We start from the raw sequence: 26,725 nt of genomic DNA, 5'->3' as shown, positions 1-26,725 counted from the left end.
GCATGATGCGGCTGCCGTCCCGAGGGAGTGACCCATGCGCAACCGTCTCCGCGTCCTGCTCACCGTCGTGGCGCTCGTCGTGCCGCTCCTCGCGCTGGGGGCGCTCGTGTCGCCCGCCCGCGCTGCGGGCGTCAGCACGATCAGCGGCACCGTCACCACGCCGGGTGGCTCGCCCATCGCCGGCATCGACGTCACCCTCGCCCGGTGGAGCTCCTCCACCGAGTGGGACGCGCTGACGTCCGTCGTCACCGGCGACGACGGGACCTACTCGCTGTCGGTGCCGACGTACGGCGTCTACCACGTGATCTACGCCGACTACTCCGACGTGGCCGTGCCGCGCCGTACGGCGTGGGGCCCGGAGATCTTCACCGAGCCGACCACGTGGACCGACCCGGGCGTCGTGCAGTTCCGCAGCGGCGGCAGCGGCAGCACGCCCCTGAAGTGGAACGTCAAACTCCCGCTGCGCCCGGTGCTCAGCGGCGTCGCGAAGGACGCCGCGGGCGCGGGCGTGTCCGGTGCCTACGTGCAGACCCTGCTCTGGCAGGGCGACCACTGGGAGCCCGACGACACGGTCACCACGACCGCCGGCGGCTCGTTCTCGCTGCCGGTGGACGCCCCGCCCGGGCTGCCGATGAGCGTCCGGGTCGGCAAGCGGAGCCTGCAGACGCGCTACCTGGGCGGCACGGGCGACCTGGGCCCGTCGCCGACGTCGGACAACTCCCGCACCGTCCCGACCAGCGGCTCCCTCGCGGTCGGCACCTTCACGCTCCCGGTCTCGCCCGGGGGTGGCGGCAAGGTGACGATCGACGGCGAGGGGGCCTCCGACGTCGACGTCGTGGCCTACCGCCAGTACCCCTCGGGCGTCTGGGACGAGGAGGACGTCACGTCGTCGTCCTCCATCGGCACCTACACGGTCTACGCCCCGCCCGGCAGCACGATCACGATCGGCGTGGAGAAGGAGGGCTACGGGCGCCGCTACCTCGGCGGTTCCGCCTCCTTCCCCGGGACGCCCGGTCCCGGCAACCACGTGGTCGTGCCCAGCACCGGCTTCGTGCGCATCCCGGCGATCAGCCTCACCGACCCCGTGGTCCCGCTCAACACGGGGGCGCCGACGGTCACCGGCACCGCGGCGTACGGGCAGACCCTGACGGCGACCGACGGCGGGTGGGACTCCGACGCGCTGGAGTTCTCCTACCAGTGGCTGAAGAACGGCCAGCCCATCGCCGGTGCGACCCGGAAGACCTACGTGGTCAAGGTCGGGGACGCGAACCAGTCGCTCGCCGTCGACGTGCGGGCCACCGGCGAGGACGGCGGCACCGCGACCGCCCGGTCGGCGGCGCGCCAGGTGGCGAAGCTGGCCACCAAGGTCGTCGGCGGCGTGTCGCCGTCGACGGTGACCACCGCCCAGCAGGCCAAGCCGAAGGCGATCTTCACCGTGCCGGGGCTGCCCGGCGGCGCGAGCGGGGTCCTGCAGGTGCGCAGCGGCACCGCCGTCGTCGGCCAGGTCGCGGTCACGGCGGCGCAGGCCGGCACGGCCGTCACGCTCACCCTGCCGAAGCTCAAGGTCGGGTCCTACGCGCTGCGCGCCTACTTCCTCCCGAACTCGCCCAACCTGGCGCTGTCCGGCTCGTCGGCGTTCACGTTGACGGTGGTGAAGTAGCGCACGGGATCGGCAGGGGCGGGAGGAGTAGGCCGGGGCCGGGCGCGCGCCGTACCCTGGGACGTCGTCCTGCCCCCGACCACCGAGGTGTCCTCGTGCCGTCCCCCGTGACCGACTCCGCCCCCGAGTCCGTCTTCGCCCGTCTCGAGCCGAAGCTCGCGAGCGTCTCCAAGCCGATCCAGTACGTCGGCGGCGAGCTCAACTCGACGGTCAAGGACTGGGACTGCGGCGAACAGGCCGGCACCGGCCCGACGGTGCGCTGGGCGCTCATGTACCCCGACGCCTACGAGGTCGGCCTGCCCAACCAGGGCGTGCAGATCCTCTACGAGGTGCTCAACGAGCGCGACTGGATCGTCGCCGAGCGCACCTACTCGGTGTGGCCCGACATGGAGGCCGTGCTGCGCGCCGGTGACGAGCGGGGACCGATCCCGCAGTTCACCGTGGACGCGCACCGGCCCGTGGGCGCCTTCGACGTCTTCGGCCTGAGCTTCTCGACCGAGCTGGGCTACACGAACATGCTGACCGCGCTCGACCTCGCCGGCATCCCGCTGCACGCGGTCGACCGCGGCGCGGACGACCCGGTCGTGCTCGCCGGCGGCCACGCCGCCTTCAACCCCGAGCCGATCGCCGACTTCCTCGACGCCGCCGTGCTCGGCGACGGCGAGGAGGTCGTGCTCGCGATCTCCGAGGTCGTGCGGGAGTGGAAGGGCCAGGGTCGCCCCGGCAACGACGAGCTCGGCCTCTCGGGCCGCGACGAGCTGCTGCGGCGCCTAGCGGTCACGGGCAACGTCTACGTGCCGAAGTTCTACTCCGTGGCGTACGGCGCGGACGGCACCATCACGGCCTACGAGCCCGCGCTGCCCGGCGTGCCGCACCGCGTCCGCAAGCACACGCTGATGGACCTCGACGCCTGGCCGTACCCGGCGAAGCCGCTGGTGCCGCTCGCCGAGACCGTCCACGAGCGCTTCTCGGTGGAGATCTTCCGCGGCTGCACGCGCGGCTGCCGCTTCTGCCAGGCCGGCATGATCACGCGCCCGGTGCGCGAGCGGTCGATCGAGACCATCGGCACGATGGTGGAGAACGGCATCCGCAAGTCGGGCTTCGAGGAGGTCGGCCTCCTGTCGCTCTCGAGCGCCGACCACACGGAGATCGGCGAGGTCGCCAAGGGCCTCGCCGACCGCTACGAGGGCTCCAACGTCTCGCTCTCGCTGCCCTCGACCCGCGTCGACGCCTTCAACATCAACCTCGCCAACGAGTTCTCGCGCAACGGTCGCCGCTCCGGCCTGACCTTCGCGCCCGAGGGCGGCAGCGAGCGGATGCGGAAGGTCATCAACAAGATGGTGACCGAGGACGACCTCATCGCGACCGTCGCCGCGGCGTACTCCCACGGCTGGCGGCAGGTGAAGCTCTACTTCATGTGCGGCCTGCCCACCGAGACCGACGAGGACGTGCTGCAGATCGCCGAGCTGGCCAAGCGCGTCATCGCCAAGGGCCGCGAGGTCTCGGGCCGCAACGACGTGCGCTGCACCGTCTCCATCGGCGGGTTCGTGCCCAAGCCGCACACCCCGTTCCAGTGGGCGGCGCAGCTCGACCACGAGACCACCGACGAGCGGCTGAAGAAGCTGCGCGACACGGTGCGGGCGGACAAGAAGTACGGCCGCGCCATCGGTTTCCGCTACCACGACGGCAAGCCCGGCACGATCGAGGGACTGCTCTCCCGCGGCGACCGCCGCGTCGGCCGTGTGATCGAGGCGGTCTGGCGCGACGGCGGCCGGTTCGACGGCTGGAGCGAGCACTTCTCCTACGACCGCTGGGTCGCCGCGGCCGACGCTGCGCTCGCCGGGACCGGCGTCGACCTCGCGTGGTTCACGACCCGGGAGCGGGAGTACGACGAGGTCCTGCCCTGGGACCACCTCGACTCGGGCCTCGACAAGGACTGGCTGTGGGCCGACTGGGAGGACGCCCTCGCGGTGGCCGACGGGTCGTCCGACGTCGAGGTCGAGGACTGCCGCTGGACGCCCTGCTACGACTGCGGTGTCTGCCCCGAGATGGGCACCGAGATCCAGGTCGGCCCCACCGGACGCACGCTGCTGCCGCTCTCGGTGGTGTGAGCGGGGGCTCGGCTCCGGCCGCCGTGGTGGTGCGCCCTTGGAAATGTGCGGCTGGGACCGTCCTGGCGTCGTCCGGGGTGTCGTAGCCGCACTTTTCTGCACCAGCTCGCGATCGGTCCGCGTTTTCCTTCTCCCGGTCCGAGCCGGTTCCACCGTTCTCCTCCAGATCGCCCCGTGCCTGCCGACCTACCAGCCGAGGACCCTCGACTCGGGAGGCACGACATGCGGGCACGGACGGGCGTCGCGGCAGGCGCCACAGCGGTCACGGGCACGGTGGTGACCGTGCTGGCCGCCCTGGCGCTCGCCGGTGGTGGGGCACCCGCGACGGCCGGTGACCCCGCGGCGGTGCGGCCGGCGACGCCGACGTACGTCGCGTGGAACGCCGTCGAGGTCCCCAGCGTCCCCGGCGTGACCTACGTCGACGCGAACGGCTCCCCGGTCACGGGGCGCCTGACGGTCCCGGCCGCGTCGGGGGGCACGGCCGGGACCGTCTACCTCAAGGCGGTCGCCGCCGCTGGCCACACCCTGGCCGAGCCGGAGGAGCTGTCGTGGGAGTGGTACCTCGGTCCCGCCCGCGCCGACGACCTCGTCACCACCACGGTCACCGGCTGCGACGTCACCTTCACGAGCCGCTTCGCGGAGCCCGTCGAGGTGTACGTCGACGGCGCGGCGGGCCGCGACCCCGCGACCGCCCTCACGCTGTCGGGTGCCGGCGCGACGGCGACGGTCCGCGCCGGTGGTGCGACCGCGACGTACGACGCCCGCAACGGCGCCGACCCCGACGCCGCCTGGTGGAGCAGCGCCCCGCTCGACACCTTCGACTGCGTGCTGGGCACCGGCACGCGCGGCACGACGACGACGGTCGACGGCTGCACGGTGCGCTGGGCGCCCACGGCCACCGACGTGCGCCTCACCGACGTGTCCTACCGGCGCGGCGACGGCACGCGGTCCTACACGGGGGTGCGCCAGGTCGCGGGCGGCACGATCGACGGCTGGACCGCCAGCGCCCCCGCCGCGTTCGACTTCTCCGCCCTCGGCGTCAGCAACGTGACCGTGCTGTGGAGCGAGACGAGCCGCTCGGGGAGCACCGACCGGAGCTACCACGGCAGCGTCGTCGCGTGCCCCGGCCCGACCGGGCCTCCCACGGACGAGCCCACCAGCCCCCCGACCGACGACCCGACCACGGAGCCCGTCCCGACCACCGAGCCGTCGACCGCGCCGACGAGCCAGCCGACGACGGGTACGCCGGTGCCCCCGGTCGCGCTCACGTTCGCGGGATCGACGGGGCAGCGCTACGCGACCACCACCTGGGTGGGCGTCAGCGTCAGCGGCGTGGCGGACGGGGCCGGGACGGTGACCCTCACGGGGGTCGGTGCCCGGCAGACGGCCACCGTGACCCACGGACGTGCGTCCTTCCGGGTGCCGGCGGCGCTCGCTCCCGGCCGCTACACGGCGACCTTCGTGCTCGCGACGAGCGGTGCGGGCAACGGCACCCGCCAGACGAGCCCGTTCGCCGTCCACAAGGGCGCCACCGTCGTGGGCAGCTCGATCAGCCGGATGCCGACCCCGCGAGCGACCGGGACGATGCTCGTCGGCGCCGCGTTCACCGGCAACGGGAAGGCGTCGGTGCCCCGGCCCGCCGGGTCGGTGGGCATCCGCATCTACCGCGCCGACGGCCGCCAGGTCTGGTACTCCGGCGCCCGCGCCCTCTCCGGCGGCACCCACCGCACGGCGCTCCCCGCCCTGGCCAGGGGGACCTACCGCATGACGATCGGCTACTCGGGCGGGCCGCTCGCCCTCGGGGCCAACCAGGAGCGCACGATCACGGTCCGGTGACCCCGAGGGGGCTGACCCCACGGGGGTGGGTCAGCCGAGCAGGGAACCCTCGAGCTTCTCGCCGTCGAGGCGCTCGACGTAGCAGAAGAACGCCTCGTCGCCGCTGGGCGAGGTGTCCTCGGTGACGATGCCGTAGCGGAGGTCGTCGTCCGACTCGTCGAGCGTGGCGACGTCCTCGGCGGGCATCAGGTCGGTGCAGACACCGGCGGAGATCCCGGCGTCGGTGAGGTCGTCGGGGTCGGACGGCAGGAACTGCGAGTCCTCGATCTCGTCGAACGTGCCGACGTAGACCACCTCGAGGTCGTGGCGGTCCCCGCAGTCCTTCGACGTCATCGTGATGGTGTCGCGGTCCTCGCTGAGGATGTTGCCGCAGTCGCCGACCTCGGCGTCGCGCGGATCGATCGCGCTCGTCCCGACGAACACGGCGACCGCGATGGTGCCGAGGGCCGCGAGCGTGCCGAGGGCGCCGATGACGATCGCGGAGACGGCCGCCCAGCGACCCTTCCGCTGGTCGTTCTTCGTGCGGCTGAGGCCGACGAAGCCCAGGATGAGGCCGATGAACGACAGGCAGCAGGTGAGGCTGAGCACGAACGCCGTGATCGAGATGCCGTCGGTCGACGTGGGCTGCTGCGCGCCGTACGGGCTCCCGCCCCACTGCTGGCCGTAGCTCGGGTAGCTGGGACCGTACTGACCCGGCTGCCCCTGGCCCGGCTGGCCCTGGCCCGGCTGCCCCCACGCCGGCGGCTGCTGCGGCTGCTGCGGCTGCTGCGGTTGGTCGCCGGGCTTGTTCAGGTTCGGCTCGTACGGGTTGCTCATCAAGGCTCCTGGTTCGTGTGCTGCGTGGTCACCGCTGGGCGAGCGGTGCGGTGAGCTGGCCGTCGGCGCCCTCGACGAAGCAACCGATGACGTCGTACCCGCTCGGATCCTCCCAGTCCGAGAGGAATCGCGCGCGCACGTCGTCGCTGCCGAGCGCGTCGCGGTACCGCTCCGGGGCGAGGAGGGCGCACGCCTCCCGACGCTGGTCGCCCGACGCCTCGTCCTGGTCGACGCCGAGGCTCGCGAACACCTCGTCGACCTCGGCCTGGTCGGTGAGGGCGACCATCTCCCCGTCGTGGGGCTCGTCGCAGTCCCGGGGCTCCAGGAGCGGGACCGAGCTGGAGTCCTCCAGCCAGCGGTCGTAGCAGCCGCCGACCGACGTCTCCTCGATGAGCTTGGTGTTGTTCCAGAACCAGACGCCGCCGACGACGGCCATGACCATCCCGAGGGTGCCGAGACCACCGATGACGAGGGCGGACACGGCCGCCCACCGGCCCTCCCGCCGTCCCGGCCCGGTGCGACGGAGGCCGATGAGGCCCAGGATCACGGCGAGGGGGCCGAGGCAGCAGGTGAGGCTGACGAAGAAGCCGGTCAGGGAGACGCCGTCGCGCGGTGCGGGCTGGTGCGCGCCGTACGGGCTCTGCGGCGTCCACTGCGCCGGTGCACCGCCCGGGTGCACCTGGCCCCAGGGGGTCTGCTGCGGCGGGTAGGGGCTGGTGCCCTGGGGTGGGCCGTACCCCTGCGGCCCCGCCTCCGCGACGGCTTGGTGAGGTCGGGGCGGTAGGGGTCGTGCGGGTCGCTCATCGCGGGACCAGCTCCATCGGCAGGGGGCATCTCGGGCTGCAGCCCTCGTCGGGGGTGCGCCATGATCCCACCATGGTCCGCACGGTCACCGACGACGAACGTCGCATCCTGCTCGCGCGGCGGCACGGCGTCGCGCCGCAGCACCGGTACGACGACGTGCTCGGCGCCGTGCGCGCGATGACGGTGCTCCACGCGACCGAGCCCGCCACCGTGCACCTCGCGCTGGACGCCCGGGTGCGGGACCTGGCGCTCGCGGACGTCGACGTGGAGCTCTACGAGACCCGCGCCGTCGTGAAGCAGCTGGCGATGCGCCGCACCCTCTTCGTCTTCCCCCGCGACCTCCTGCCGGCCGCGTGGGGCAGCGCCAGCGCCCGGGTGCTGGCCGCGGAGCGCAACCGCGTCGCCAAGGACGCGGTGGTCCTGGGCGTCGCGTCCGACGGCCACGCCTGGCTCGACGACGCCCGACGTCGGGTGCTCGCCGCCCTCGCGACGGCGCCGGAGGGCCTCACCGCGCAGGAGCTGCGGCCCGTGCTGCCGGAGCTCACGACCGAGGGCGCGCCCGCCGAGGTCCGCCAGCTCGCGGGCCGGGTCGTCACCAACCTGGGCCTGTCCGCGCACGTCGTCCGCGGCACCAACACCCAGCACTGGCGCCTCTCCCGGCCGCGCTGGACGGCGATCGGCGACTGGCTCGACGAGGTGCCGGCGCCCCTCGACCCCGCCGAGGGCTGGGCGCGGCTCGTCGCCGCCTGGCTGCGCACCTTCGGCCCGGGCACCGAGGACGACGTGGTCTGGTGGCTGGGGGCCACCAAGGGCGTCGTACGGCGCGCGCTCGCCGACGTCGGCGCGGTGGCGGTGGCGCTCGAGGACGGGCGCCCCGCCTGGGTGGCCGCCGACGACCCGCTGCTGGCGGGGGTGCCCGCGCCGGTCGCGCCGTGGGCGGCACTCCTGCCCGTGCTCGACCCGACCGTCATGGGCTGGAAGGAGCGGGACTTCTACCTCGGGCCGCACCGTGCGGCGATCTTCGACCGCAACGGGAACGCCGGCACGACCGCGTGGTGGGACGGCCGCGTCGTCGGCTGCTGGGTGCAGGACCCGGACGGCGTCGTGGAGGTCCGCCCGCTCGAACCGCTGGGCCCCGACGCCGTGGCGGCGCTCCGGGTCGAGGCCGCACGCCTGACCGCCTGGTTGGACGGCACCCGGATCGGCACCGTCTACCCGTCGACGGCGATGCGGCAGGACCCGGCGGAGTGTCCGTACCCTGTCCTCCGTGCGTGACCAGCCCGAGCAGCAAGCCCCGCCCGTCCAGCGGCTCCGCATCCGCTACACCAAGCGCGGCCGGCTCCGCTTCACCAGCCACCGCGACTTCAGCCGCGCGTTCGAGCGGGCGGTGTTCCGGGCGCGGATCCCGATGGCGTACTCGTCGGGCTTCAACCCGCACCCCCGCATCTCCTACGCCAACGCCGCGCCGACGGGCTCGGCGAGCGAGGCGGAGTACCTCGAGATCGCCCTCGCCGCCGTCGTCGACCCCGCCGAGGTCCACGCGCTGCTCGACGAGGCGCTGCCCGACGGTCTCGACGTCGTCGAGGTGGTCGAGTCGCCCGGCGGGTCCCTCGCCGACCTGCTGCAGGCCAGCCACTGGCGCATCGAGACCTCGACCCCGCGGGCGGAGCTCGAGGCCGGCGTGGCCGCCTTCCTCGCCGCGGACGAGGTGCTCGTCGAGCGGATGACGAAGAAGGGCGTCCGCTCCTTCGACTGCCGCGCCGCCGTCGTGCGCCTCGCGGTCGTCGAGGACGACGCCGGTACGCCGCAGCTCGACCTCGTGCTGCGCCACGCCGTGCCCGCGGTGCGGCCCGACGACGTCCTCACCGGGCTGCGCGCCACCAGCGGCGTCGAGCCCGGCGAGTCGCCCCGGTTGACGCGTCTGGCGCAGGGCCCGTTCGACGAGGCATCGTCCACGGTCGGCGACCCCCTCGCCCCGACCGTCGCCTGAGGAACCGGTCTCCTCCGGAGGCGTGTGCGATACTCGCGGACGGTGAGCGTGCTCGGTCGCGCCGCCGCGACGTGGCTCGGAGGTCGGTGACAGCGGCCCCGCGTCAGCGACCGCGGCAGCACGACGACCGCCCGCCGCGCACCGCCACCGGCGGTGCGACGACAGGCTTTGCGCCCGCGGCGGGGGAGACCCCGGCTGCGGCGTACCGACTCGCCCTGCGCTCGCCGTGGGGCCGACAGGAGCACCGTGCTCGACGAGAACCCGTCCGACCAGCCCGACGAGACCACTGCCGGCGCGACGCCGCAGGACGCGCTCTTCCAGGCACCCGAGGCGCCCGCGCCCCGCAAGCGGGCCCCGCGCAAGACCGCGGCGAAGAAGGCGGCCGCCGCTGAGCCCGCCGCCGAGCCCGCTGAGCCCGCCGAGGCCGCGGCTCCGGCGAAGAAGACGACCCGCAAGCGTGCGGCGAAGAAGGCCGCTCCGGCGGAGCCCGCTGTCGAGCCCGCTGCCGAGCCCGCTGTGGAGGCCGTCGTCGAGCCGGCCGCCGGGGAGGCTGCGGAGTCCGCTGAGGCGCCGGCTGCGGCGAAGAAGGCCACCCGCAAGCGTGCGGCGAAGAAGGCCGCTCCGGCGGAGCCCGCTGTCGAGCCCGCTGCCGAGCCCGCTGTGGAGGCCGTCGTCGAGCCGGCCGCCGGGGAGGCTGCGGAGTCCGCTGAGGCGCCGGCTCCGGCGAAGAAGGCCACCCGCAAGCGTGCGGCGAAGAAGGCCGCTCCGGCGGAGCCCGCTGTCGAGCCCGCTGCCGAGCCCGCCGCTGAGCCCGCTGCGGAGCCCGCTGCCGCGCCCGCGAAGAAGGCCGCGGCGAAGCGCGCGACGGCGAAGAAGACCACCGCGAAGAAGGCCGCCGCCACGAAGACGGCCCCGCCGGCCGAGACGGCGACCGTGGCCGCCGACGCGCCCGTCGACCTGCCGGCCGAGCCCGAGACCCCGGCGGCGGGCGGTGCCCTCGCCGTACCGCTGTTCCAGGCGCCCGAGCCGACCCCCGCCCCCCGCCGCCGCACCCGCAAGGTCGCTGCGCCGGCGCCCGCCGTGGAGGCGGAGGAGCCGACCAAGGAGGCGACCGGGGAGCCGACGGAGGAGCCGACGGAGGAGGAGGCCGACGAGGTCGCCGCCGAGGCCCCCGCGACCACCGAGGTCGAGACGCCGAACGACGGGGACACGCAGGACACCCAGGACTCGCAGGACACCGAGGACGACGGCGAGAACGACGGCGACGACGACTCGGACGACTCCGAGTCGTCGGGCGCCGGTAGGCGTCGCCGCCGCCGGGGAGGCCGCCGCCGTCGTCGCGGCGGCAGTGGCGGCAACGGTGACAGCGACGACGACGCCGCGTCGTCGGGCGCCGAGGACGCCGAGGACTCCACCGACGACGCGTCGGACGACGCGACGGACACCCAGGGCGAGGGCGGCGAGCGCCGCTCGAACCGCGGCGGACGCGGTCGTGGCGGCCAGGGCGGCGGCGGTCGGGGCCCGAAGCAGGACGACGCGTCCGACAAGGGCGAGGAGTCCGCGGACGAGTCCGACGACGCCACCGAGGCCGACGGCGAGGGCGAGGAGGGCGGCAGCTCGTCGTCGCGCCGCCGTCGTCGCCGTCGCCGCTCGGGCGACGCGTCGGGCGGCACCCACGACGACCCGGACAACACCGTCACCAAGGTGCGCCAGGGTCGGTCGATCGAGGACGAGATCACCGCGGTCTCGGGATCGACGCGTCTCGAGGCGAAGAAGCAGCGCCGCCGCGAGGGCCGCGAGGCCGGTCGTCGTCGTGCCCCCATCGCGAGCGAGGCGGAGTTCCTGGCGCGCCGGGAGTCCGTCGAGCGGGTCATGGTGGTCCGCCAGAAGGAGGACCTGACCCAGATCGCCGTGCTCGAGGACAAGGTGCTCGTCGAGCACTACGTGGCCCGCGAGTCGCAGACGTCCCTCATCGGCAACGTCTACGTCGGTCGGGTGCAGAACGTGCTCCCCTCGATGGAGGCGGCGTTCATCGACATCGGCAAGGGCCGCAACGCGGTGCTGTACGCCGGCGAGGTCAACTGGTCGAGCCTCGGTCACAAGGACGGCCAGCCCCGCAAGATCGAGTCGGTCCTCTCCTCGGGCCAGACGATCCTCGTGCAGGTCTCGAAGGACCCGGTCGGCCACAAGGGCGCCCGCCTCACGAGCCAGATCAGCCTGGCGGGCCGGTTCCTCGTCTACGTGCCGGACGGCACCACGAGCGGCATCTCGCGCAAGCTGCCCGACACCGAGCGCGCGCGTCTGAAGGCGCTGCTCAAGGAGATCGTGCCGCCGAGCGCCGGGGTGATCGTGCGCACGGCCGCCGAGGGCGCCACCGAGGAGGAGCTGACCCGCGACGTCGAGCGGCTCAAGGCGCGCTGGGAGGAGATCGAGGCGAAGGCGTCGGGCAAGGGCGGCGCCCCGCAGCTGCTCTACGGCGAGCCCGACCTCACCCTCAAGGTCGTCCGTGACCTCTTCACGGAGGACTTCGCCAAGCTCGTCATCGAGGGCGAGGACGCCTGGCAGACCGTGTCGACCTACGTCGACCAGGTCGCACCCGACCTGGCCGAGCGGCTCGAGCGCCACGTGCCCGACCCGTCGGCCAACATCAGCAAGGACGTCTTCGAGCGGTACCGCATCGACGAGCAGATCGCGAAGGGCCTCGACCGCAAGGTCTGGCTGCCCTCCGGCGGCTCGCTCGTCATCGACCGCACCGAGGCGATGACGGTCGTCGACGTCAACACCGGCAAGTTCACCGGCTCCGGCGGCAACCTCGAGGAGACGGTCACCAAGAACAACCTCGAGGCGGCCGAGGAGATGGTGCGCCAGCTCCGCCTCCGCGACATCGGCGGCATCATCGTCATCGACTTCATCGACATGGTGCTCGAGAGCAACCGGGACCTCGTGCTGCGGCGCCTCGTCGAGTGCCTGGGACGCGACCGCACCCGCCACCAGGTCGCCGAGGTGACCTCGCTCGGCCTCGTGCAGATGACCCGCAAGCGCATCGGCACGGGCCTCGTCGAGGCCTTCAGCGAGAACTGCACCCACTGCCAGGGCCGCGGCATCGTGCTGCACGACCACCCGATCGAGCCCAAGGGCGGCAACGGTGGCGGCAACGGTGGCAACGGTGGCAACGGCGGCGGTCGTGGCAACGGCGGTGGCAACGGTGGCGGTGACCAGGGCGACGGCGAGCGTCGCTCGGGTCGTCGCCGCGGACGCGGTCGCGGGGACGGCGAGCCGTCGCCCACCCCGACGCCGGCCCCGGTGGCGAAGCCGAACCCGGCCGAGATCGCCGCGGTCGCGCGCATCGCCGCGGCCTCCGGCCACCCTGCTCCCGTGGTCGACGAGCCCGTGGTCGACGAGCCCGCAGCGGCGGTGGAGCCGGTCGAGCCCGTCGAGCTCTCCGAGCCCGAGCAGCCCGCTCAGCCCGCTCAGCCCGAGCAGCCGGTCGTGCGGTCGGTCCAGCGCACGACGCGTCGGGCGACCGTCGTGACGACGCGGGAGGCGGTCGTGCTGACCGTCGACCCCGCGGAGGAGACCGCTGCGCCGGTGACCGCCCCGTCGGCCCCGGCCGTCACGGTGGTCACGCGCACCCGGCAGCCCGTCACGCCGGCGCCGGAGAGCACCGGGACCACCGAGGACTGACCCCTCGCGAGTCGTGGCCCCAGCGCAGCGGAGAGAAACGCGGCGCTGGGGCCACGACCGCGTCAAGACCGTTTCGCTAGGTGGGCACCCCGGGCGACCTCCCCCGAAGTCCACTAGCTTGCTGCACATTGCCGGACGCCGCAGAGCAGCGGCCCTCCCGAAAGGTGCAGCCATGACCTACCGTCCCGAGACCCTCGCCGTCCACGCCGGGCAGGAGGAGCCGGACTCCGCGACCAACGCGCGGGCCGTGCCGATCTACCAGACGACGTCCTACGTCTTCGACGACACCGAGCACGCCGCGAACCTGTTCAACCTCTCGGTCCCCGGCAACATCTACACGCGGATCATGAACCCGACGCAGTCGGTGTTCGAGGACCGCATCACCCAGCTCGAGGGCGGCGTCGGCGCGCTAGCGGTCGCGTCGGGCTCCGCCGCGATCACCTACGCGGTGCTCAACCTGACCTACGCGGGCGACAACATCGTGGCGCTCTCGACGCTCTACGGCGGCACCTACGCCCTCTTCGCCCACACGCTCCCGCAGTTCGGCATCGAGGTGCGCTTCGTCGACGCCGACAAGCCGGAGGAGCTGGCGCAGCACGTGGACGAGAAGACCAAGCTCGTCTTCGCCGAGACGATCGGCAACCCGCGCCTCAACGTCGTCGACGTGCGCGCCTGGGCCGACGCCGCCCACGACCACGGCTTGCCGCTCATCGTGGACAACACGACCCCGACGCCCTACCTCGCGCGGGTCTTCGACCACGGCGCGGACGTCTCGGTGCACTCGGCGACGAAGTACATCGGCGGCCACGGCACGTCCGTCGGCGGCGTCATCGTCGACTCCGGCAACTTCGACTGGGCGGCCCACGCCGAGCGCTTCCCGGGTCTCACGCAGCCGGACGGTGCGTACCACGGGGTCGTCTGGACCGAGGCCGTCGGCAACCTGGCCTACATCATCCGGGCGCGCACGGTGCTGCTGCGCAACACGGGCGCGGCGGTCGCCCCGCTCAACTCGTGGCTGTTCCTCCAGGGCCTGGAGACGCTCCACCTGCGCCTCGAGCGCCACAGCTCCAATGCCCTCGCCGTGGCGCAGCACCTGCAGGACCACGACGCCGTGGCGTGGGTCAGCTACCCGGGCCTCGAGGGCGACCCGTCGAAGGAGGTCGCGGACCGCATCTTCACCGGCAAGGGGTACGGCGGTCTCGTCAGCTTCGGCGTGAAGTCGGGGCGCGACGGCGGCAAGCGTTTCGTCGAGGCGCTCCAGCTCTTCAGCCACCTCGCCAACATCGGCGACGCCAAGTCGCTGGCGATCCACAACGCCACCACCACCCACAGCCAGCTCACGCCCGAGGAGCTCGAGGCGGCCGGCGTGCCGGAGGACCTCGTGCGGCTCTCGATCGGCATCGAGAACGTGGAGGACCTCATCGCCGACCTCGACCAGGCGCTCGCCCAGGCGAAGTGAGCGTCGGACCCGGCCTCGGCCTCGTCACCACCCGGCACGCCGTCGTCGCGACGCCGGAGCACCCGCTCCGGCTGACCGACGGCGGCGTGCTGCGGCACGTCGAGGTGGCCTACGAGACGTACGGCGAGCTCACCGCCGCCCGCGACAACGTCGTGCTCGTCGCGCACGCCCTCACCGGGGACGCCCACGCGGCCGGGCACCACGGCGACCCGGCCCGCCGCGGGTGGTGGGACAACCTCATCGGGCCGGGGCGTGCGATCGACACGGACCGGTTCTTCGTCGTGTGCCCCAACCTGCTCGGCGGGTGCCGGGGCACGACGGGACCGTCGTCCGTCGACCCCGCGACCGGGCGGCCCCACGGCCCGGACTTCCCCGAGCTCCACGTGGCGGACCTCGTCGCCGTGCACCGCCGGCTCCTCGACCACCTCGGGATCGGCGCGGTCCACGCGGGCGTCGGCGGCTCCCTCGGCGGCATGCAGGTGCTGCAGTGGCTCGCCGACGAGCCGGGGCGGCTGCAGCGGGCCGTGCTCGTCGCGGCGACGGCCCGCCTCACGGCGGAGAACATCGGCTTCTCCTCCGTCGCCCGGGAGGCCATCACCGCGGACCCGGACTTCCACGGCGGTCGGTACGCCGAGCACGGCGTCGTGCCCGCCCGGGGGCTGAAGGTGGCGCGGATGATGGCCCACATCACGTACGTCTCGGCGCAGGGCCTCGAGGAGAAGTACGGGCGCGACGGGATCGAGGGCTACCTCCAGCACCAGGGCGACGCCTTCGTGCGGCGCTTCGACGCCAACTCCTACCTCGTGCTGACCCGGCTGCTCGACCGGTTCGACCCGTTCGCCGACCCGGCGTTCGCGAAGGCGGTCGCGTCGGGCGACCCGCGGGTCCTGGCCGTCAGCTTCGACTCGGACTGGCGGTTCGGCACGTCGCACTCGCGGTTCGTCGTCGACGAGCTGGCCGCGGCGGGGCTGGACGTGGCGCACCACGAGCTGGCCTCGCCCTGGGGCCACGACTCGTTCCTGCTGGAGCCGCCCGGCTACCACGCGCTGGTCGCGGAGCACCTGGCGTCGTGACCCCGGATTGGCCGTCGCCGCCCCGGTGGGGGAGGATGGCACCTGCGTCACCGGAGGCCCGGTCGCACCGTTTTGCCGAAGCGGCGTGGCTTCCGTAGTATCGACTCTCGGTGTGCTCGCTGCGCACCGTTCTCTGCGTGGCGCCGCCCTAGGCGTACGGCTCCCGGTCCTCCGGAGGTCGCGCTGTGCGGTGCACCAGCAGACAGAAGCGTGAAGAAGCAATGACGAAGGAGACCGCGGTGTACGCGATCGTGCGCGCAGGCGCCAAGCAGCAGAAGGTTGCCGTCGGCGACGTCATCGAGATCGACAAGACCGAGGTCGCGGTCGGCGAGTCGCTGACCCTGCCGGTGGTGCTGGTCGTCGACGGCGAGACCGTGTCGTCGACCGGTCTGGACAAGGCCTCCGTGACGGCCGAGGTCGTCGGGGCCACCAAGGGCCCGAAGATCATCATCCAGAAGTACAAGAACAAGACCGGCTACAAGAAGCGCCAGGGTCACCGTCAGAAGTACACCCAGGTCAAGGTCACCGGCATCTCTCTCTGAGAGACCTGAGCTCCCACCGCTCTCCTCCACCGAAGGACTGAACTCATGGCACACAAGAAGGGCGCCGCGTCCACCAAGAACGGTCGCGACTCCAACGCGCAGCGTCTGGGCGTCAAGCGCTACGGCGGCCAGCTCGTCAACGCCGGCGAGATCATCGTCCGCCAGCGCGGCACGCACTTCCACCCGGGCAACGACGTCGGCCGTGGTGGCGACGACACGCTGTTCGCCCTTGCGGCGGGCAAGGTCGAGTTCGGCACGCGCCGCGGCCGTCGTGTCGTGAATATCGTCCCGGGCGAGTGAGCTGACGCTCACCCACCCCGCAGCATCCGAGTGAAGGGCGTCCCGGTCACGGGGCGCCCTTCCTCTTTTCTGGCACCACCCGTCCGCCGCCCCGAGCGGCGGCTCATCGAGGAGCACCCATGGCCGTCCCCACCTTCGTCGACCGCGTCACCCTCCACGTGGCGGCGGGCCGGGGCGGCAACGGCGTCGCCTCGGTGCACCGCGAGAAGTTCAAGCCGCTCGGCGGCCCCGACGGCGGCAACGGCGGCCCCGGCGGCTCGATCATCCTGCGCGTCGACCCCAACGTGACGACGCTGCTGGACTACCACCACAGCCCGAAGCGCCGCGCCGAGCACGGCGGTCACGGCGCCGGGGCCCACCGCAACGGTGCCCACGGCTCCGACCTCGTCCTCCCGGTGCCGGACGGCACCGTCGTGCGGGGCGAGGACGGCGAGCTGCTCGCCGACATGGTCGGCGCCGGCACGGAGATGGTGATCGCCCAGGGCGGCCGCGGCGGCCTCGGCAACGCGGCCCTGGCCTCGGCCAAGCGCAAGGCGCCGGGCTTCGCCCTCCTCGGCGAGCCCGGCGACGAGCTCACGATCAGCCTCGAGCTCAAGGTCGTGGCCGACATCGGCCTCGTCGGCTTCCCGAGCGCGGGCAAGTCCTCGCTCATCGCGGCCATGTCGCGCGCGCGGCCCAAGATCGCCGACTACCCGTTCACGACCCTCGTGCCCAACCTCGGCGTCGTCACGGCGGGGGACACCGTCTTCACCGTCGCCGACGTGCCGGGCCTCATCGAGGGCGCCAGCGAGGGGCGCGGCCTCGGCCACGACTTCCTCCGCCACATCGAGCGCTGTGCCGCCCTGGTGCACGTCATCGACACGGCCAGCATCGAGCCGGGTCGCAACCCGGTCGACGACCTCGACGTCATCGAGAACGAGCTGGCGCGCTACGGCGGGCTCGAGGACCGGCCGCGGCTGGTCGCGCTCAACAAGGTCGACGTGCCCGACGGCGCGGACATCGCCGACATGGTGGTCGAGGACCTCGCCGCCCGCGGGCTCGCCGTCCACCTCGTCTCGGCGGCCTCCGGCGCGGGCGTGCGCGAGCTGACCTTCGCGATGGCGCGGATCGTGCAGGAGGCGCGCGCCGCGCGTCCCGTCGTCGAGGCCACGCGGATCGTGCTCCGCCCGGGCGGTGCCGACGGCGGCGACGAGTTCACGGTCACCGAGACCGGCGAGGGCTGGCGAGTGCGGGGCACGAAGCCCGAGCGCTGGGTGCGCCAGACCGACTTCAGCAACGACGAGGCCGTCGGCTTCCTCGCCGACCGCCTCAACCGCCTCGGCGTCGAGGAGGAGCTCGTCAAGCTCGGTGCGGTCGAGGGCGACACCGTGCTCATCGGCCACCCCGACAACGCGGTCGTCTTCGACTTCAAGCCGGGCATCGACGCGGGCGCGGAGATGCTCGGACGACGCGGCGAGGACCAGCGCTTCACCGAGGAGCGGCCCGCCGCGTCCCGCCGGCGCGCGATCGACGAGGGCTTCGAGGACCGTGCGGAGGGCGAGGCGCGCGCCGACGTGGCCCGTCGCGTCGACGGCCCGGTGTCCTACGAGATCGGCGGCTCCGACGACCCGGACGCCGAGCCGGTGCCGGAGGACCTGGGGTGGAGCGAAGACGACCCGTCCCGCAGCGAGGAGCGGTGAGCCGGCCGGAGGTGACGGCGGCGCGCCGCGTCGTCGTCAAGGTCGGTTCCTCCTCCCTCACCACAGCTGCGGGCGGCATCGCGCCGGAGCGCCTCCAGGCGCTGGTGACGGCGCTCGCCGCCGTCCGCGCCCGCGGGGTCGAGGTCGTGCTCGTCTCCTCGGGCGCGATCGCCGCGGGTCTCGCGCCGCTCGGCCTCAAGCGCCGCCCGAAGGGGCTGGCCGCGCAGCAGGCCGCCGCGTCGGTGGGCCAGGGCCTGCTGGTGGCGCAGTACACGGCGGCGCTCGCGGCGTACGGCGTCACCACGGGCCAGGTGCTCCTCACCGTGGACGACGTGGTGCGGCGCTCGCACTACCGCAACGCCCACCAGACCTTCGCCAAGCTCCTCGAGCTCGGGGTGCTGCCGATCGTCAACGAGAACGACACGGTCGCCACCCAGGAGATCCGCTTCGGCGACAACGACCGGCTCGCCGCGCTCGTCGCGCACCTCGTGCACGCCGACCTGCTCGTGCTGCTGTCCGACGTGGACGGGCTCTACGACGGCAACCCCGCCCTGCCGGGCACGTCGCTGCTCACCGACGTGCGCTCCGACGCCGACCTGGCCGAGGTCGAGATCGGGTCCGTCGGGTCCGCGGGCGTCGGCACGGGGGGCATGGTCACCAAGGTGGAGGCGGCGCGGATCGCGACGGGCGCCGGCATCCCCGTCGTGCTGACGTCGGCGCCGAACGCGGCGGCGGCGCTCGCCGGTGACCCCATCGGCACCCTCTTCCACGCCACCGGCCGTCGTCGTCCGACGCGGCTGCTGTGGCTGCGCCACGCCACGGAGGGCAAGGGCGCGCTGCTGCTCGACGCGGGGGCGGTGCGGGCCGTGCTCGGTCACCGCGCCTCCCTGCTCGCCGCCGGCGTGACCGGCTCCGAGGGCACGTTCCACGCCGGCGACCCCGTCGACCTCGTCGGCCCCGACGGCGTCGCGGTCGCCCGCGGGCTGGTCAACTTCGACGCCGAGGAGATCCCGCGGCTCGCGGGGCGCTCCAGCGCCGAGCTCGCCGCCGCGCTGGGTGCGGAGTACGAGCGCGAGGTCGTGCACCGCGACGACCTGGTCCTGCTCTGAGGCGTCAGCCGGGCCCGGTCGTGATCGTGTCGACCCCGGCGGCGCCGTCGGGTCCCGCGGCGTACCCGTGGGGGACGTCGGCCCGCCAGGCGTGGGCCTCGCCGGGCCCGAGCGTCGTGGGGACGCCGTCGACGGTGACGACGAGCGACCCGCGCACGACGAGCACGTGCTCGACCGCCCCGGCGGTGTGGGGCACGGAGTCGCGCCGCCCGCCGGGCGGCAGCTCGATCCAGTAGACCTCCGTCGTCGTCCCGGGGTCCCGGTCGACGTGGAGCAACCGGGCGACCAGCCCCGGGGCGCCGGGCTCCCGGGGGTCCGTGACGACCGCGCCGGGGGCGTCGCCGAGCAGCGCGACCAGCGGTACGCCGAGGGGTCGGGCCACGGCGTACAGCGTCGCCAGCGTGGGGTTGCGCCGGCCCTGCTCGAGCTCGGAGAGCGACGCCTTGCCGATTCCCGCCGCGCGGGCGAGCGCGCTCAGGGTGAGGCCGCGGTCGGACCGCAGGGCGCGCACCCGGGCGCCGACGGCGGCAGCGGCGGGGTCGCGGGTCTCGTCCATCGGGCCATCATGACCGAACCGGGTTGTTCCATATACGGAACAGGGCGTACCGTGCGCCCGTGCCCACCGCCGAGCGCTCCCTGACCGCCCCCGTCCTCGCCGGCGTCGTGACGGCCGTCGTCGGGTTCACCTCGTCGTTCGCCGTGCTGCTGGCGGGACTCCGGGCCGCGGGGGCGACGGAGCGCGAGGCGGCGTCCGGGCTGCTCGCCGTCACGCTGGCCTTCGCGGCCGGCATCATCGGCCTGGCGCTGTGGTACCGGATCCCCATCACCCTCGCCTGGTCGACCCCGGGCGCCGCGCTGCTGGTCGGCACGGGCGTGGTCGACGGGGGCTGGCCCGCGGCCGTCGGCGCGTTCCTGGTGACGGGGCTGCTCTTCGTGGCGACGGGATACGTCGGCTGGCTCGGCCGCCTCGTCGCCCGGATCCCCACGGGCGTGGCGCAGGCGATGCTCGCCGGGGTGCTGCTGCCGCTCGTGCTGGCGCCCGTCGAGGCGGTCGCGGACGCCCCGGCGCTCGCCCTCCCCGTCGTGCTCGTCTGGCTCCTCGTCGTGCGCCTGGCCCCGCGCTGGGCCGTGCCGGCGGCGCTGCTCGCCGCGCTGGTCGTCATCGCCGTCGAGCTCACGCGCACGGGCACGGCGGTCACCGGCTCCCTCGCGCCGACGTTGGCGTGGACGACGCCCGCGTTCACCCCCGCCGCACTCGTCGGCATCGCGCTCCCGCTGTACGTCGTGACCATGGCCTCCCAGAACGTGCCGGGCGTCGCCGTTCTCCGCTCCTTCGGGTACGACGCGCCCTGGCGCGCGACGATGACGGTGACCGGCGTCGGGACGGCCGTCGCGGCCCCCTTCGGGTCCCACGCCGTCAACCTGGCCGCCATCTCGGCCGCGCTGGCGGCGGGGGACGAGGCGGGTCCCGATCGGGACCGGCGCTGGATCGCCGCGGTGAGCGCCGGCGTGACCTACGTCGTGCTCGCCCTGTCCTCCGGCGCGCTGGCCAGCGTGACGGCGGCGGCCCCCGGCGGGCTGGTCGAGGCCGTCGCCGGCCTGGCCCTGCTCGGCGCGTTCGGTGCCGCCGTGGCCTCGGCGCTGGCGGACGCCGCGACGCGGACCAGCGCCGTGGTCGCGTTCGTCGTCGCCGCGGGAGGGCTCGGCTTCGGCGGGATCGGCGCGGCCTTCTGGGCGCTGCTCGCCGGGCTGGTCGTGCGGGTCGCCGTCGAGCGCCCCGTCCGCGGCTGACCAGGAGAAGGGTGGTGGCGGGATCGCGGCGTACGCTTGTCCGCGCCATGCCCGCCTACCTCGACCACGCCGCGACCAGCCCGCTGCGCCCCCAGGCCCGCGACGCGCTGCTCGCGCACCTCGGCGCGACGGGCAACCCGGCGTCGCTCCACGGCGCGGGCCGTGACGCCCGTCGGGTGCTGGAGGAGTCGCGGGAGAGCGTGGCCGAGTCGCTCGACTGCCGGCCCAGCGAGGTGGTCTTCACCTCGGGCGGCACGGAGTCGGACAACCTCGCGATCAAGGGTGCCTACCGCGCGCGCCGCGCCGCGGACCCCGCCCGCCGGCGCGTGCTCGTCTCCGCGGTGGAGCACCACGCCGTGCTGCACGCCGCCGCGTGGCTGGAGCAGCGGGAGGACGCCCGCGTCGAGCTGCTGCCGGTCGACCACGAGGGCCGCGTGCTGCCCGACGCCCTCGAGGCGGCCCTGGCCGGCGACGACGTCGCCGTCGTGTCGGTGATGTGGGCCAACAACGAGACGGGCGTGGTCCAACCGGTCGAGCGTCTCGCGGCCCTCTGCCGCGCCCACGACGTGCCCTTCCACACCGACGCGGTGCAGGCGGTCGGCGCGGTGCCCGTGTCCTTCGCCGACTCGGGGGTGGACCTGTTGACGGCGACCGCCCACAAGGTCGGCGGCCCCCACGGCGTCGGCGTGCTGCTGGTGCGGCGCGGCATCCAGGTGGCCCCCCTCCTGCACGGGGGCGGGCAGGAGCGCGACCTGCGCAGCGGCACGGTGGGCGTGCCGTCCATCGCGGGTCTCGCCGCGGCGTACGAGATCGCGGTCAAGGAGCAGGCCGGCGCCGCGCTGCGGCTCGAGGCCCTCCGTGACCGGCTCGTCGAGGGCGTGCGGGACCTGGTCCCCGGTGTGGTCGTCCACGGCGCCGGCGCCGAGCGCCTGCCCGGCATCGCCAACCTCGGGTTCAGCGGCTGCGAGGGCGACTCCCTGCTCATGCTCCTCGACGCCCAGGGCGTCGAGGTCTCGACGGGCTCCGCGTGCTCCGCGGGCGTGCCCCAGCCCAGCCACGTGCTGCTCGCGATGGGCATCGACGAGCAGGAGGCCCGGGAGGCGCTGCGCGTCTCGCTGGGCCACAGCAGCACCGACGCCGACGTCGACGCGTTCCTGACGGCGATCGGCCCCGCGGTCGAGCGGGCGGGAGCCGCGCGGCGGGTGCGCCGGTGAGCAGCCGATGAGGGTCGTCGCCGCCATGTCGGGCGGCGTGGACTCCGCGGTCGCCGCGGCGCGCGCGAAGGAGGCCGGCCACGACGTGACCGGCGTCCACCTGGCGCTGTCGCGCAACCCCGCGTCGTACCGCTCCGGCGCCCGCGGCTGCTGCACCATCGAGGACAGCAACGACGCCCGTCGCGCGGCGGACGTCATCGGCATCCCGTTCTACGTCTGGGACCTGTCGGCGGAGTTCCACGAGGACGTGGTCACGGACTTCATGGACGAGTACGCCGCGGGTCGCACCCCCAATCCCTGCCTGCGCTGCAACGAGCGGATCAAGTTCGCCGCCGTGCTCGACCGCGCGCTGGCGCTGGGCTTCGACGCGGTGGCGACGGGCCACTACGCCGACCTCCGGCCCGGCACCGGCGCGAGCGCGGGGCTCGTCGAGCTGCACCGGGCGGCGGACGCCGCGAAGGACCAGTCCTACGTGCTCGGCGTGCTCGACCAGGCGCAGCTGCGGCAGGCGCTGTTCCCGTTGGCCGGCACCCCGAAGCCGGACGTGCGGCGCGAGGCCGCCGCCCGCGGCCTGCTCGTCGCCGACAAGCCCGACAGCCACGACATCTGCTTCGTCGCCGACGGTGACAACGCGGGCTGGTTGGCCGAGAAGATCGGCGACCGGTCGCCGCAGCCGTCGGGGGAGTGGGGCGGCGACATCGTCGACGACGCGACCGGCGAGGTGCTCGGGCAGCACACGGGCACCTACGGCTACACGATCGGCCAGCGCCGGGGACTGCGCATCGGCCGACCGGCGCCTGACGGCAAGCCGCGCTTCGTGCTCGACATCGAACCGGTGAGCGGCACCGTGCGCGTGGGCCCCCGGGAGGGACTGCGGATCGACGGGCTGAGCGGCATTCGCCCCCGGTGGTGCGACGCGCCGCCGGCGCGCGGCGTGCCGCTGACCTGCACGGTGCAGCTGCGCGCGCACGGCGCCGAGCACGCGGCGGTGCTGACCGTGCGCGACCCGGCGGCCGACGGGTCCGTCGAGGTGGAGCTGCTCGAGCCGGCCGAGGGCATCGCCCCCGGCCAGGCAGCGGTGTTCTACGACGGCACCCGCGTCGTCGGCTCCGCGACGATCGCGACGACGAGGCGGGCGGCATGACCTTCGCAACCGGTATCGGCTCCCACCCGGGATCCGACCAGGCGGCGTACGACGAGGCGCTGCGCCAGGTGCTCGACGTGCTCGGCGGGGACGGCGACGGCGGCCCCGGGCTGCCGTACGTGCCCGAGGTGCCGGGCCGGGGCGCCGGGGCGGCGATGACCGGACGGGCGCTCGCCCTGCAGACCGGGCTCGACGTCGACCTGCAGCCCGCGGGGTGGCGGCTGACGGGCACCTCGGGGTCGCCCGGCCTCGACCAGCGCCGCGCGCGGAGCCTGCTGATGCAGGACCTCGACGCGCTCGAGGAGCGGGTGCAGGGCTACGTCGGGCCGTTCAAGGTGCAGGTCGCGGGGCCGTGGACGCTGGCGGCCACGACCGAGCGTCCCCGAGGCGACAAGGTGCTCGCCGACCACGGCGCCCGCCGCGACCTGGCGCAGGCGCTGGCCGAGGGCGTGACCGACCACGTGGCCGAGCTGCGCCGCCGGGTGCCCGGCTGCACGCGGGTGGTCGTGCAGGTCGACGAGCCCGCCCTCGTGGCCGTGCAGCAGGCCCGCGTGCCGACGGCCTCGGGATGGGGGCAGCACCGGTCGGTGGACCGACCGGAGCTCGCCGAGGTGCTCGGCTGGGTGCTGGCGGCCGCCGCGGACGCCGACGCGGAGCCGTGGGTCCACGCGTGCGCCGCCGACGTGCCGTGGGCGCTGCTGCGGGGCGCGGGCGCCCAGGGCCTGCTGGTCGACGCCGACCTGCTGGGCGCGGGCGACCTCGACCAGCTGGCGGAGGCCTACGAGGCGGGGGTCGCGATCGGCCTGGGGGTCGTGCCGACCCACCCCGCACCGACCGCCGCACCGGCGGAGAAGCGGCTCGCCGAGCGCGCCTCCCGCTGGCTCGACACCCTTGGGCTCGCCCCGGGCGACCGCCTCGGCCTGGTGCCCGCGTGCGGTCTCGCGGGCGTGCCCGCCGCCGTCGCACCCCGCGTGCTGCAGGCGCTGCACGACGCCGCGCGGCGGGTCGACGAGGCCTGAGCCGCCCCTTCGGGTGTCTGCCTAACCTCGAAGGATGAGCACCCAGGGAGAGCTGACCGGACGACGCATCGCGATCGTGGCAGGGGACTACTTCGAGGAGGTCGAGCTGACGACGCCGCGCGACGAGCTGCGCGCGAAGGGCGCCGAGGTGCACGTCTTCTCGACGACCGGCGAGTCCATCCAGGCGATGGAGGGCGACACGGAGAAGACGTCGAAGGTCGAGGTCGACGGCGACCTGTCCGGTGTCGACGTCGCGGGCTACGACGCGATCGTGGTGCCCGGCGGCACCGTCAACGCCGACCACCTCCGCACCGACGAGACCGCGCAGAAGATCGTCTCCGACGCCCTCGCGGCGGAGAAGGTCGTCGCCGTCATCTGCCACGGTCCGTGGCTGCTGGTCTCCGCCGGCCTCACGCAGGGCCGGCGCCTCACGAGCTTCCCGTCGCTCGCCGACGACGTGCGCAACGCCGGCGGCGAGTGGGTCGACGAGGAGGTCGTCGTCGACGGCACCCTCGTCACGAGCCGCAACCCGGACGACCTGCCGGCGTTCGTCGGGGCGATCACCCAGCAGCTGGCCTGAGCGTCGGCGCAGACCCCCGCGGGCTCCCTCAGTCCGCCTCGACCGGCTCGGTGATCCAGCCGGAGAAGGCGGGGAGGGGGCCCGCTTCCGTCCGCACGGTCGCCACGACGGCGTACGGCCGCGCGAAGCGGGCGGTCCCGCGGCGTACGCGTCCCCGCCTCGGCGCTCCGGTGGCCGCCCGCATCATCGCGGTGACGGCGGCCGCCTCGAACCCCTCGCGCGAGTAGCGGGCGACGCACTTCTGGAGGGCACCGGTGCGGTCGGTGGGGGCCGTCGGCAGGAGGTCGGCGAGCGCTGCGAACCCGGCGTCGACCCCGGCCGGCACCCTCAGGAGGTCCACCTCGGTGTCGGAGGCCCAGGCCGGCAGCAGGGCCTGCGTCCGGTCGCCGCCGAACCCGTCCTCCTCGGTGACGGTCCACACCGGACCCTCACCGAGGGGCAGGTCGGCGAGGGGCACCGCCGTGCCGCCGCCCAGCGCGACGGTGTGCGCGACCGCGACGACGTCGGCGGGCTCCGCGTCCGCGTGCTCGGCGATGACGCTGAGCACCGTCGTGTCGCCGCTGCTCGCGGCGCGGTGCACGGCGTAGCGCGCGCCGTCCACCTCCACCGCCGCGACGGGGTGCTCGGCGGGACTGCGGAGCACCCGGTCCACGGTGCCGGCCCAGACGCCGCCGAGGTCGGACGCGGGCACCGCGGTGAACGGCTGGGCCCAGGAGATGCGGGTCATCACCGCGCTCGCCAGGAGCACGCTGGTGGTCGGCGGCACGTCGGCGGGGAACCGCGGGATCATGCCGTCGGTGTGCTCGTCCGCCCAGGCGTCGAGCTCGGCCTGCGGTGGGATCGGACCGGTGCCCGCGGAGCGGGGCAGGCTGCGGGACCACACGTCGTACGCCGCGGGGTTCGCCCCGTCCCGCGTCGCGTCGGCGACCCAGGCGCCGACGGCGAGCCGCAGCTCGGCGGGAGCAGCGTCCACGAGCGCGCGCGTCGCGTCGGCGGCGTCGAAGGGGTCGACCCCCAGCACGTCGGTCATCCGACGCTGCGTCTCGGTGCGGGTGGCCGCGGTGCCGGCGAGGGCCAGCACGAGCCACACGCCGAGGGGCGAGACCACGTGGTGGGTGCCGCCGAGGGCGCGGTGGAGCCGGTCGGCGTAGGTGGCGACCGGACCGGCCAGGTCGACGTCGGGGCGGAGGGTGCTGGTGCTCTTCTCGCTCACCTCCCCGAGTCTGACAGCCCCCGGTGAGCGGCCGCCAGGAGCTCCAGGGAGCGCTCCAGCGCGAACGCGTTCCAGCGCGCGACGTGGGTGAACATGTAGTGCCCCGCCAGCCCGGCGCTCACGAAGGTGGCGTCGGCGCCGACGTCGGCCGCGCGCGCGACGTACGCCTCCGACGCCCGCGCCGAGGTGATCCGGTCGCGGGCCCCGTGCATGACCCGGAGCGTGCGGCCGGGCAGGGCGGAGACGGACTCGCCGGGCGGGAACCAGGGCGCGAGGGCGACGACACCCGCCACGGTGGCGTGGTCGGCGACGTGCACGGCCGTCCGGGCGCCCATCGAGTGCCCGAGCAGCACCACGGGCAGGCCGGGGAGCTCGGCGTCGGCGCGGCGCAGCGCAGCCCGGGCGTCGGCGACCGGGGCCCCGCCGTTCCAGCCCCGGAGCCGGTAGCGCAGCAGCCAGGTCGCGTAGCCGGCCTCGGCGAGGGCGGGCGCGATCGTGCGCTGCATGGCCGCCGCGCGTCGCCAGGACGCGCTGCGGCCGTCGACGGCGCGGTCCGAGTGCTCCTTGCCGCCGTGGAGCATGAGCACCAACCCGCGGGGCCCCGGGGGGTCCGCCACGTCGACGCGGGTGAGGGCGTGGTCGGGTGCGAGGTCGCGTGCGGTGTCCACGCTGTCCCTTCGTACCCGGCCACGCCCTCGGAT

General features: G+C 74.5%; 22 protein-coding genes. 17 read left to right on the top strand and 5 right to left on the bottom strand.

Annotated features, from left to right (window positions below):
• Positions 1–34: 34 nt before the first annotated feature.
• The 3 genes from PIR53_11685 to PIR53_11675 all read left to right on the top strand — a co-directional run bounded on the left by PIR53_11685 (position 35) and on the right by PIR53_11675 (position 5,607).
• Positions 35–1,660: a carboxypeptidase-like regulatory domain-containing protein gene (locus tag PIR53_11685; GenBank protein ID WZH50684.1), complete on the top strand. Its 1,626-nt coding sequence runs from the start codon at positions 35–37 to the stop codon at positions 1,658–1,660.
• Positions 1,661–1,755: 95 nt separating this feature from the next.
• Positions 1,756–3,771 (top strand): TIGR03960 family B12-binding radical SAM protein, encoded by a 2,016-nt coding sequence (locus tag PIR53_11680; protein WZH50683.1) that lies wholly within the window; start codon positions 1,756–1,758, stop codon positions 3,769–3,771.
• Between the two features lie 222 nt (positions 3,772–3,993).
• A complete protein-coding gene (locus PIR53_11675) occupies positions 3,994–5,607 on the top strand; it encodes a hypothetical protein (GenBank protein WZH50682.1) in 1,614 nt (537 codons plus the stop codon).
• A gap of 30 nt (positions 5,608–5,637) precedes the next feature.
• Here the strand turns inward: PIR53_11675 and PIR53_11670 are convergent, their stop codons facing one another.
• Positions 5,638–6,423: a DUF4190 domain-containing protein gene (locus tag PIR53_11670; protein ID WZH50681.1), complete on the bottom strand. Its 786-nt coding sequence runs from the start codon at positions 6,421–6,423 to the stop codon at positions 5,638–5,640.
• A gap of 28 nt (positions 6,424–6,451) precedes the next feature.
• Positions 6,452–7,102, bottom strand: coding sequence for a DUF4190 domain-containing protein (locus PIR53_11665; protein ID WZH50680.1), 651 nt, complete (start codon positions 7,100–7,102; stop codon positions 6,452–6,454).
• A gap of 197 nt (positions 7,103–7,299) precedes the next feature.
• Here PIR53_11665 and PIR53_11660 point away from each other — a divergent pair, with 197 nt between their 5' ends.
• From PIR53_11660 to proB, 9 genes are all read left to right on the top strand, one after another.
• Entirely contained in the window at positions 7,300–8,502 is a 1,203-nt protein-coding gene (locus tag PIR53_11660) for a winged helix DNA-binding domain-containing protein (protein ID WZH50679.1), read from the top strand.
• A complete protein-coding gene (locus tag PIR53_11655; protein ID WZH50678.1) occupies positions 8,495–9,217 on the top strand; it encodes a TIGR03936 family radical SAM-associated protein in 723 nt (240 codons plus the stop codon). Before PIR53_11660 ends, PIR53_11655 begins: the two co-directional genes overlap by 8 nt.
• A gap of 246 nt (positions 9,218–9,463) precedes the next feature.
• Entirely contained in the window at positions 9,464–12,901 is a 3,438-nt protein-coding gene (locus PIR53_11650) for an Rne/Rng family ribonuclease (protein ID WZH50677.1), read from the top strand.
• A gap of 172 nt (positions 12,902–13,073) precedes the next feature.
• Positions 13,074–14,360 (top strand): O-acetylhomoserine aminocarboxypropyltransferase/cysteine synthase, encoded by a 1,287-nt coding sequence (locus PIR53_11645; GenBank protein WZH50676.1) that lies wholly within the window; start codon positions 13,074–13,076, stop codon positions 14,358–14,360.
• Complete coding sequence (locus PIR53_11640; GenBank protein WZH50675.1) at positions 14,357–15,433, top strand: homoserine O-acetyltransferase; 1,077 nt, start codon at positions 14,357–14,359, stop codon at positions 15,431–15,433. Before PIR53_11645 ends, PIR53_11640 begins: the two co-directional genes overlap by 4 nt.
• A 239-nt stretch (positions 15,434–15,672) precedes the next feature.
• Positions 15,673–15,975, top strand: a complete 303-nt coding sequence (rplU, locus tag PIR53_11635; protein ID WZH54443.1) for a 50S ribosomal protein L21 — start codon at positions 15,673–15,675, stop codon at positions 15,973–15,975.
• 45 nt (positions 15,976–16,020) lie between these two features.
• A complete protein-coding gene (gene rpmA, locus PIR53_11630; GenBank protein ID WZH50674.1) occupies positions 16,021–16,275 on the top strand; it encodes a 50S ribosomal protein L27 in 255 nt (84 codons plus the stop codon).
• A gap of 119 nt (positions 16,276–16,394) precedes the next feature.
• Positions 16,395–17,954, top strand: coding sequence for a GTPase ObgE (gene obgE, locus PIR53_11625; protein ID WZH50673.1), 1,560 nt, complete (start codon positions 16,395–16,397; stop codon positions 17,952–17,954).
• Positions 17,951–19,063, top strand: a complete 1,113-nt coding sequence (gene proB / locus PIR53_11620) for a glutamate 5-kinase (GenBank protein ID WZH50672.1) — start codon at positions 17,951–17,953, stop codon at positions 19,061–19,063. Before obgE ends, proB begins: the two co-directional genes overlap by 4 nt.
• Before the next feature lie 4 nt (positions 19,064–19,067).
• On the opposite strand, the gene PIR53_11615 is transcribed toward proB, so the two are convergent.
• Entirely contained in the window at positions 19,068–19,619 is a 552-nt protein-coding gene (locus tag PIR53_11615) for an XRE family transcriptional regulator (GenBank protein WZH50671.1), read from the bottom strand.
• Positions 19,620–19,678: 59 nt separating this feature from the next.
• Here PIR53_11615 and PIR53_11610 point away from each other — a divergent pair, with 59 nt between their 5' ends.
• From PIR53_11610 to PIR53_11590, 5 genes are read left to right on the top strand one after another with little or no spacing between them, the layout of a single operon-like run.
• Entirely contained in the window at positions 19,679–20,854 is a 1,176-nt protein-coding gene (locus tag PIR53_11610; protein ID WZH50670.1) for a benzoate/H(+) symporter BenE family transporter, read from the top strand.
• A gap of 47 nt (positions 20,855–20,901) precedes the next feature.
• Positions 20,902–22,068, top strand: coding sequence for a cysteine desulfurase family protein (locus PIR53_11605; GenBank protein ID WZH50669.1), 1,167 nt, complete (start codon positions 20,902–20,904; stop codon positions 22,066–22,068).
• Positions 22,069–22,075: 7 nt separating this feature from the next.
• Positions 22,076–23,212 (top strand): tRNA 2-thiouridine(34) synthase MnmA, encoded by a 1,137-nt coding sequence (mnmA, locus tag PIR53_11600; protein WZH50668.1) that lies wholly within the window; start codon positions 22,076–22,078, stop codon positions 23,210–23,212.
• Positions 23,209–24,231, top strand: coding sequence for a methionine synthase (locus PIR53_11595; GenBank protein ID WZH50667.1), 1,023 nt, complete (start codon positions 23,209–23,211; stop codon positions 24,229–24,231). The genes mnmA and PIR53_11595 overlap by 4 nt, the downstream gene beginning before the upstream one ends.
• Positions 24,232–24,265: 34 nt before the next feature.
• A complete protein-coding gene (locus PIR53_11590; GenBank protein ID WZH50666.1) occupies positions 24,266–24,811 on the top strand; it encodes a type 1 glutamine amidotransferase in 546 nt (181 codons plus the stop codon).
• A 28-nt stretch (positions 24,812–24,839) separates the two neighbouring features.
• Here the strand turns inward: PIR53_11590 and PIR53_11585 are convergent, their stop codons facing one another.
• Positions 24,840–26,024: a serpin family protein gene (locus PIR53_11585; GenBank protein WZH50665.1), complete on the bottom strand. Its 1,185-nt coding sequence runs from the start codon at positions 26,022–26,024 to the stop codon at positions 24,840–24,842.
• On the bottom strand, positions 26,021–26,692 hold the full coding sequence (locus tag PIR53_11580) for an alpha/beta fold hydrolase (protein ID WZH50664.1): 672 nt from the start codon (positions 26,690–26,692) through the stop codon (positions 26,021–26,023). Before PIR53_11580 ends, PIR53_11585 begins: the two co-directional genes overlap by 4 nt.
• Positions 26,693–26,725: the final 33 nt, after the last annotated feature.

Origin of the sequence: Nocardioides alkalitolerans, assembly GCA_038184435.1 — a bacterium.
GTDB lineage: Bacteria > Actinomycetota > Actinomycetes > Propionibacteriales > Nocardioidaceae > Nocardioides > Nocardioides alkalitolerans_A.
The sequence above is the reverse complement of the archived record's forward strand: the minus strand, read 5'-3'. Positions and strand labels throughout refer to the sequence as shown.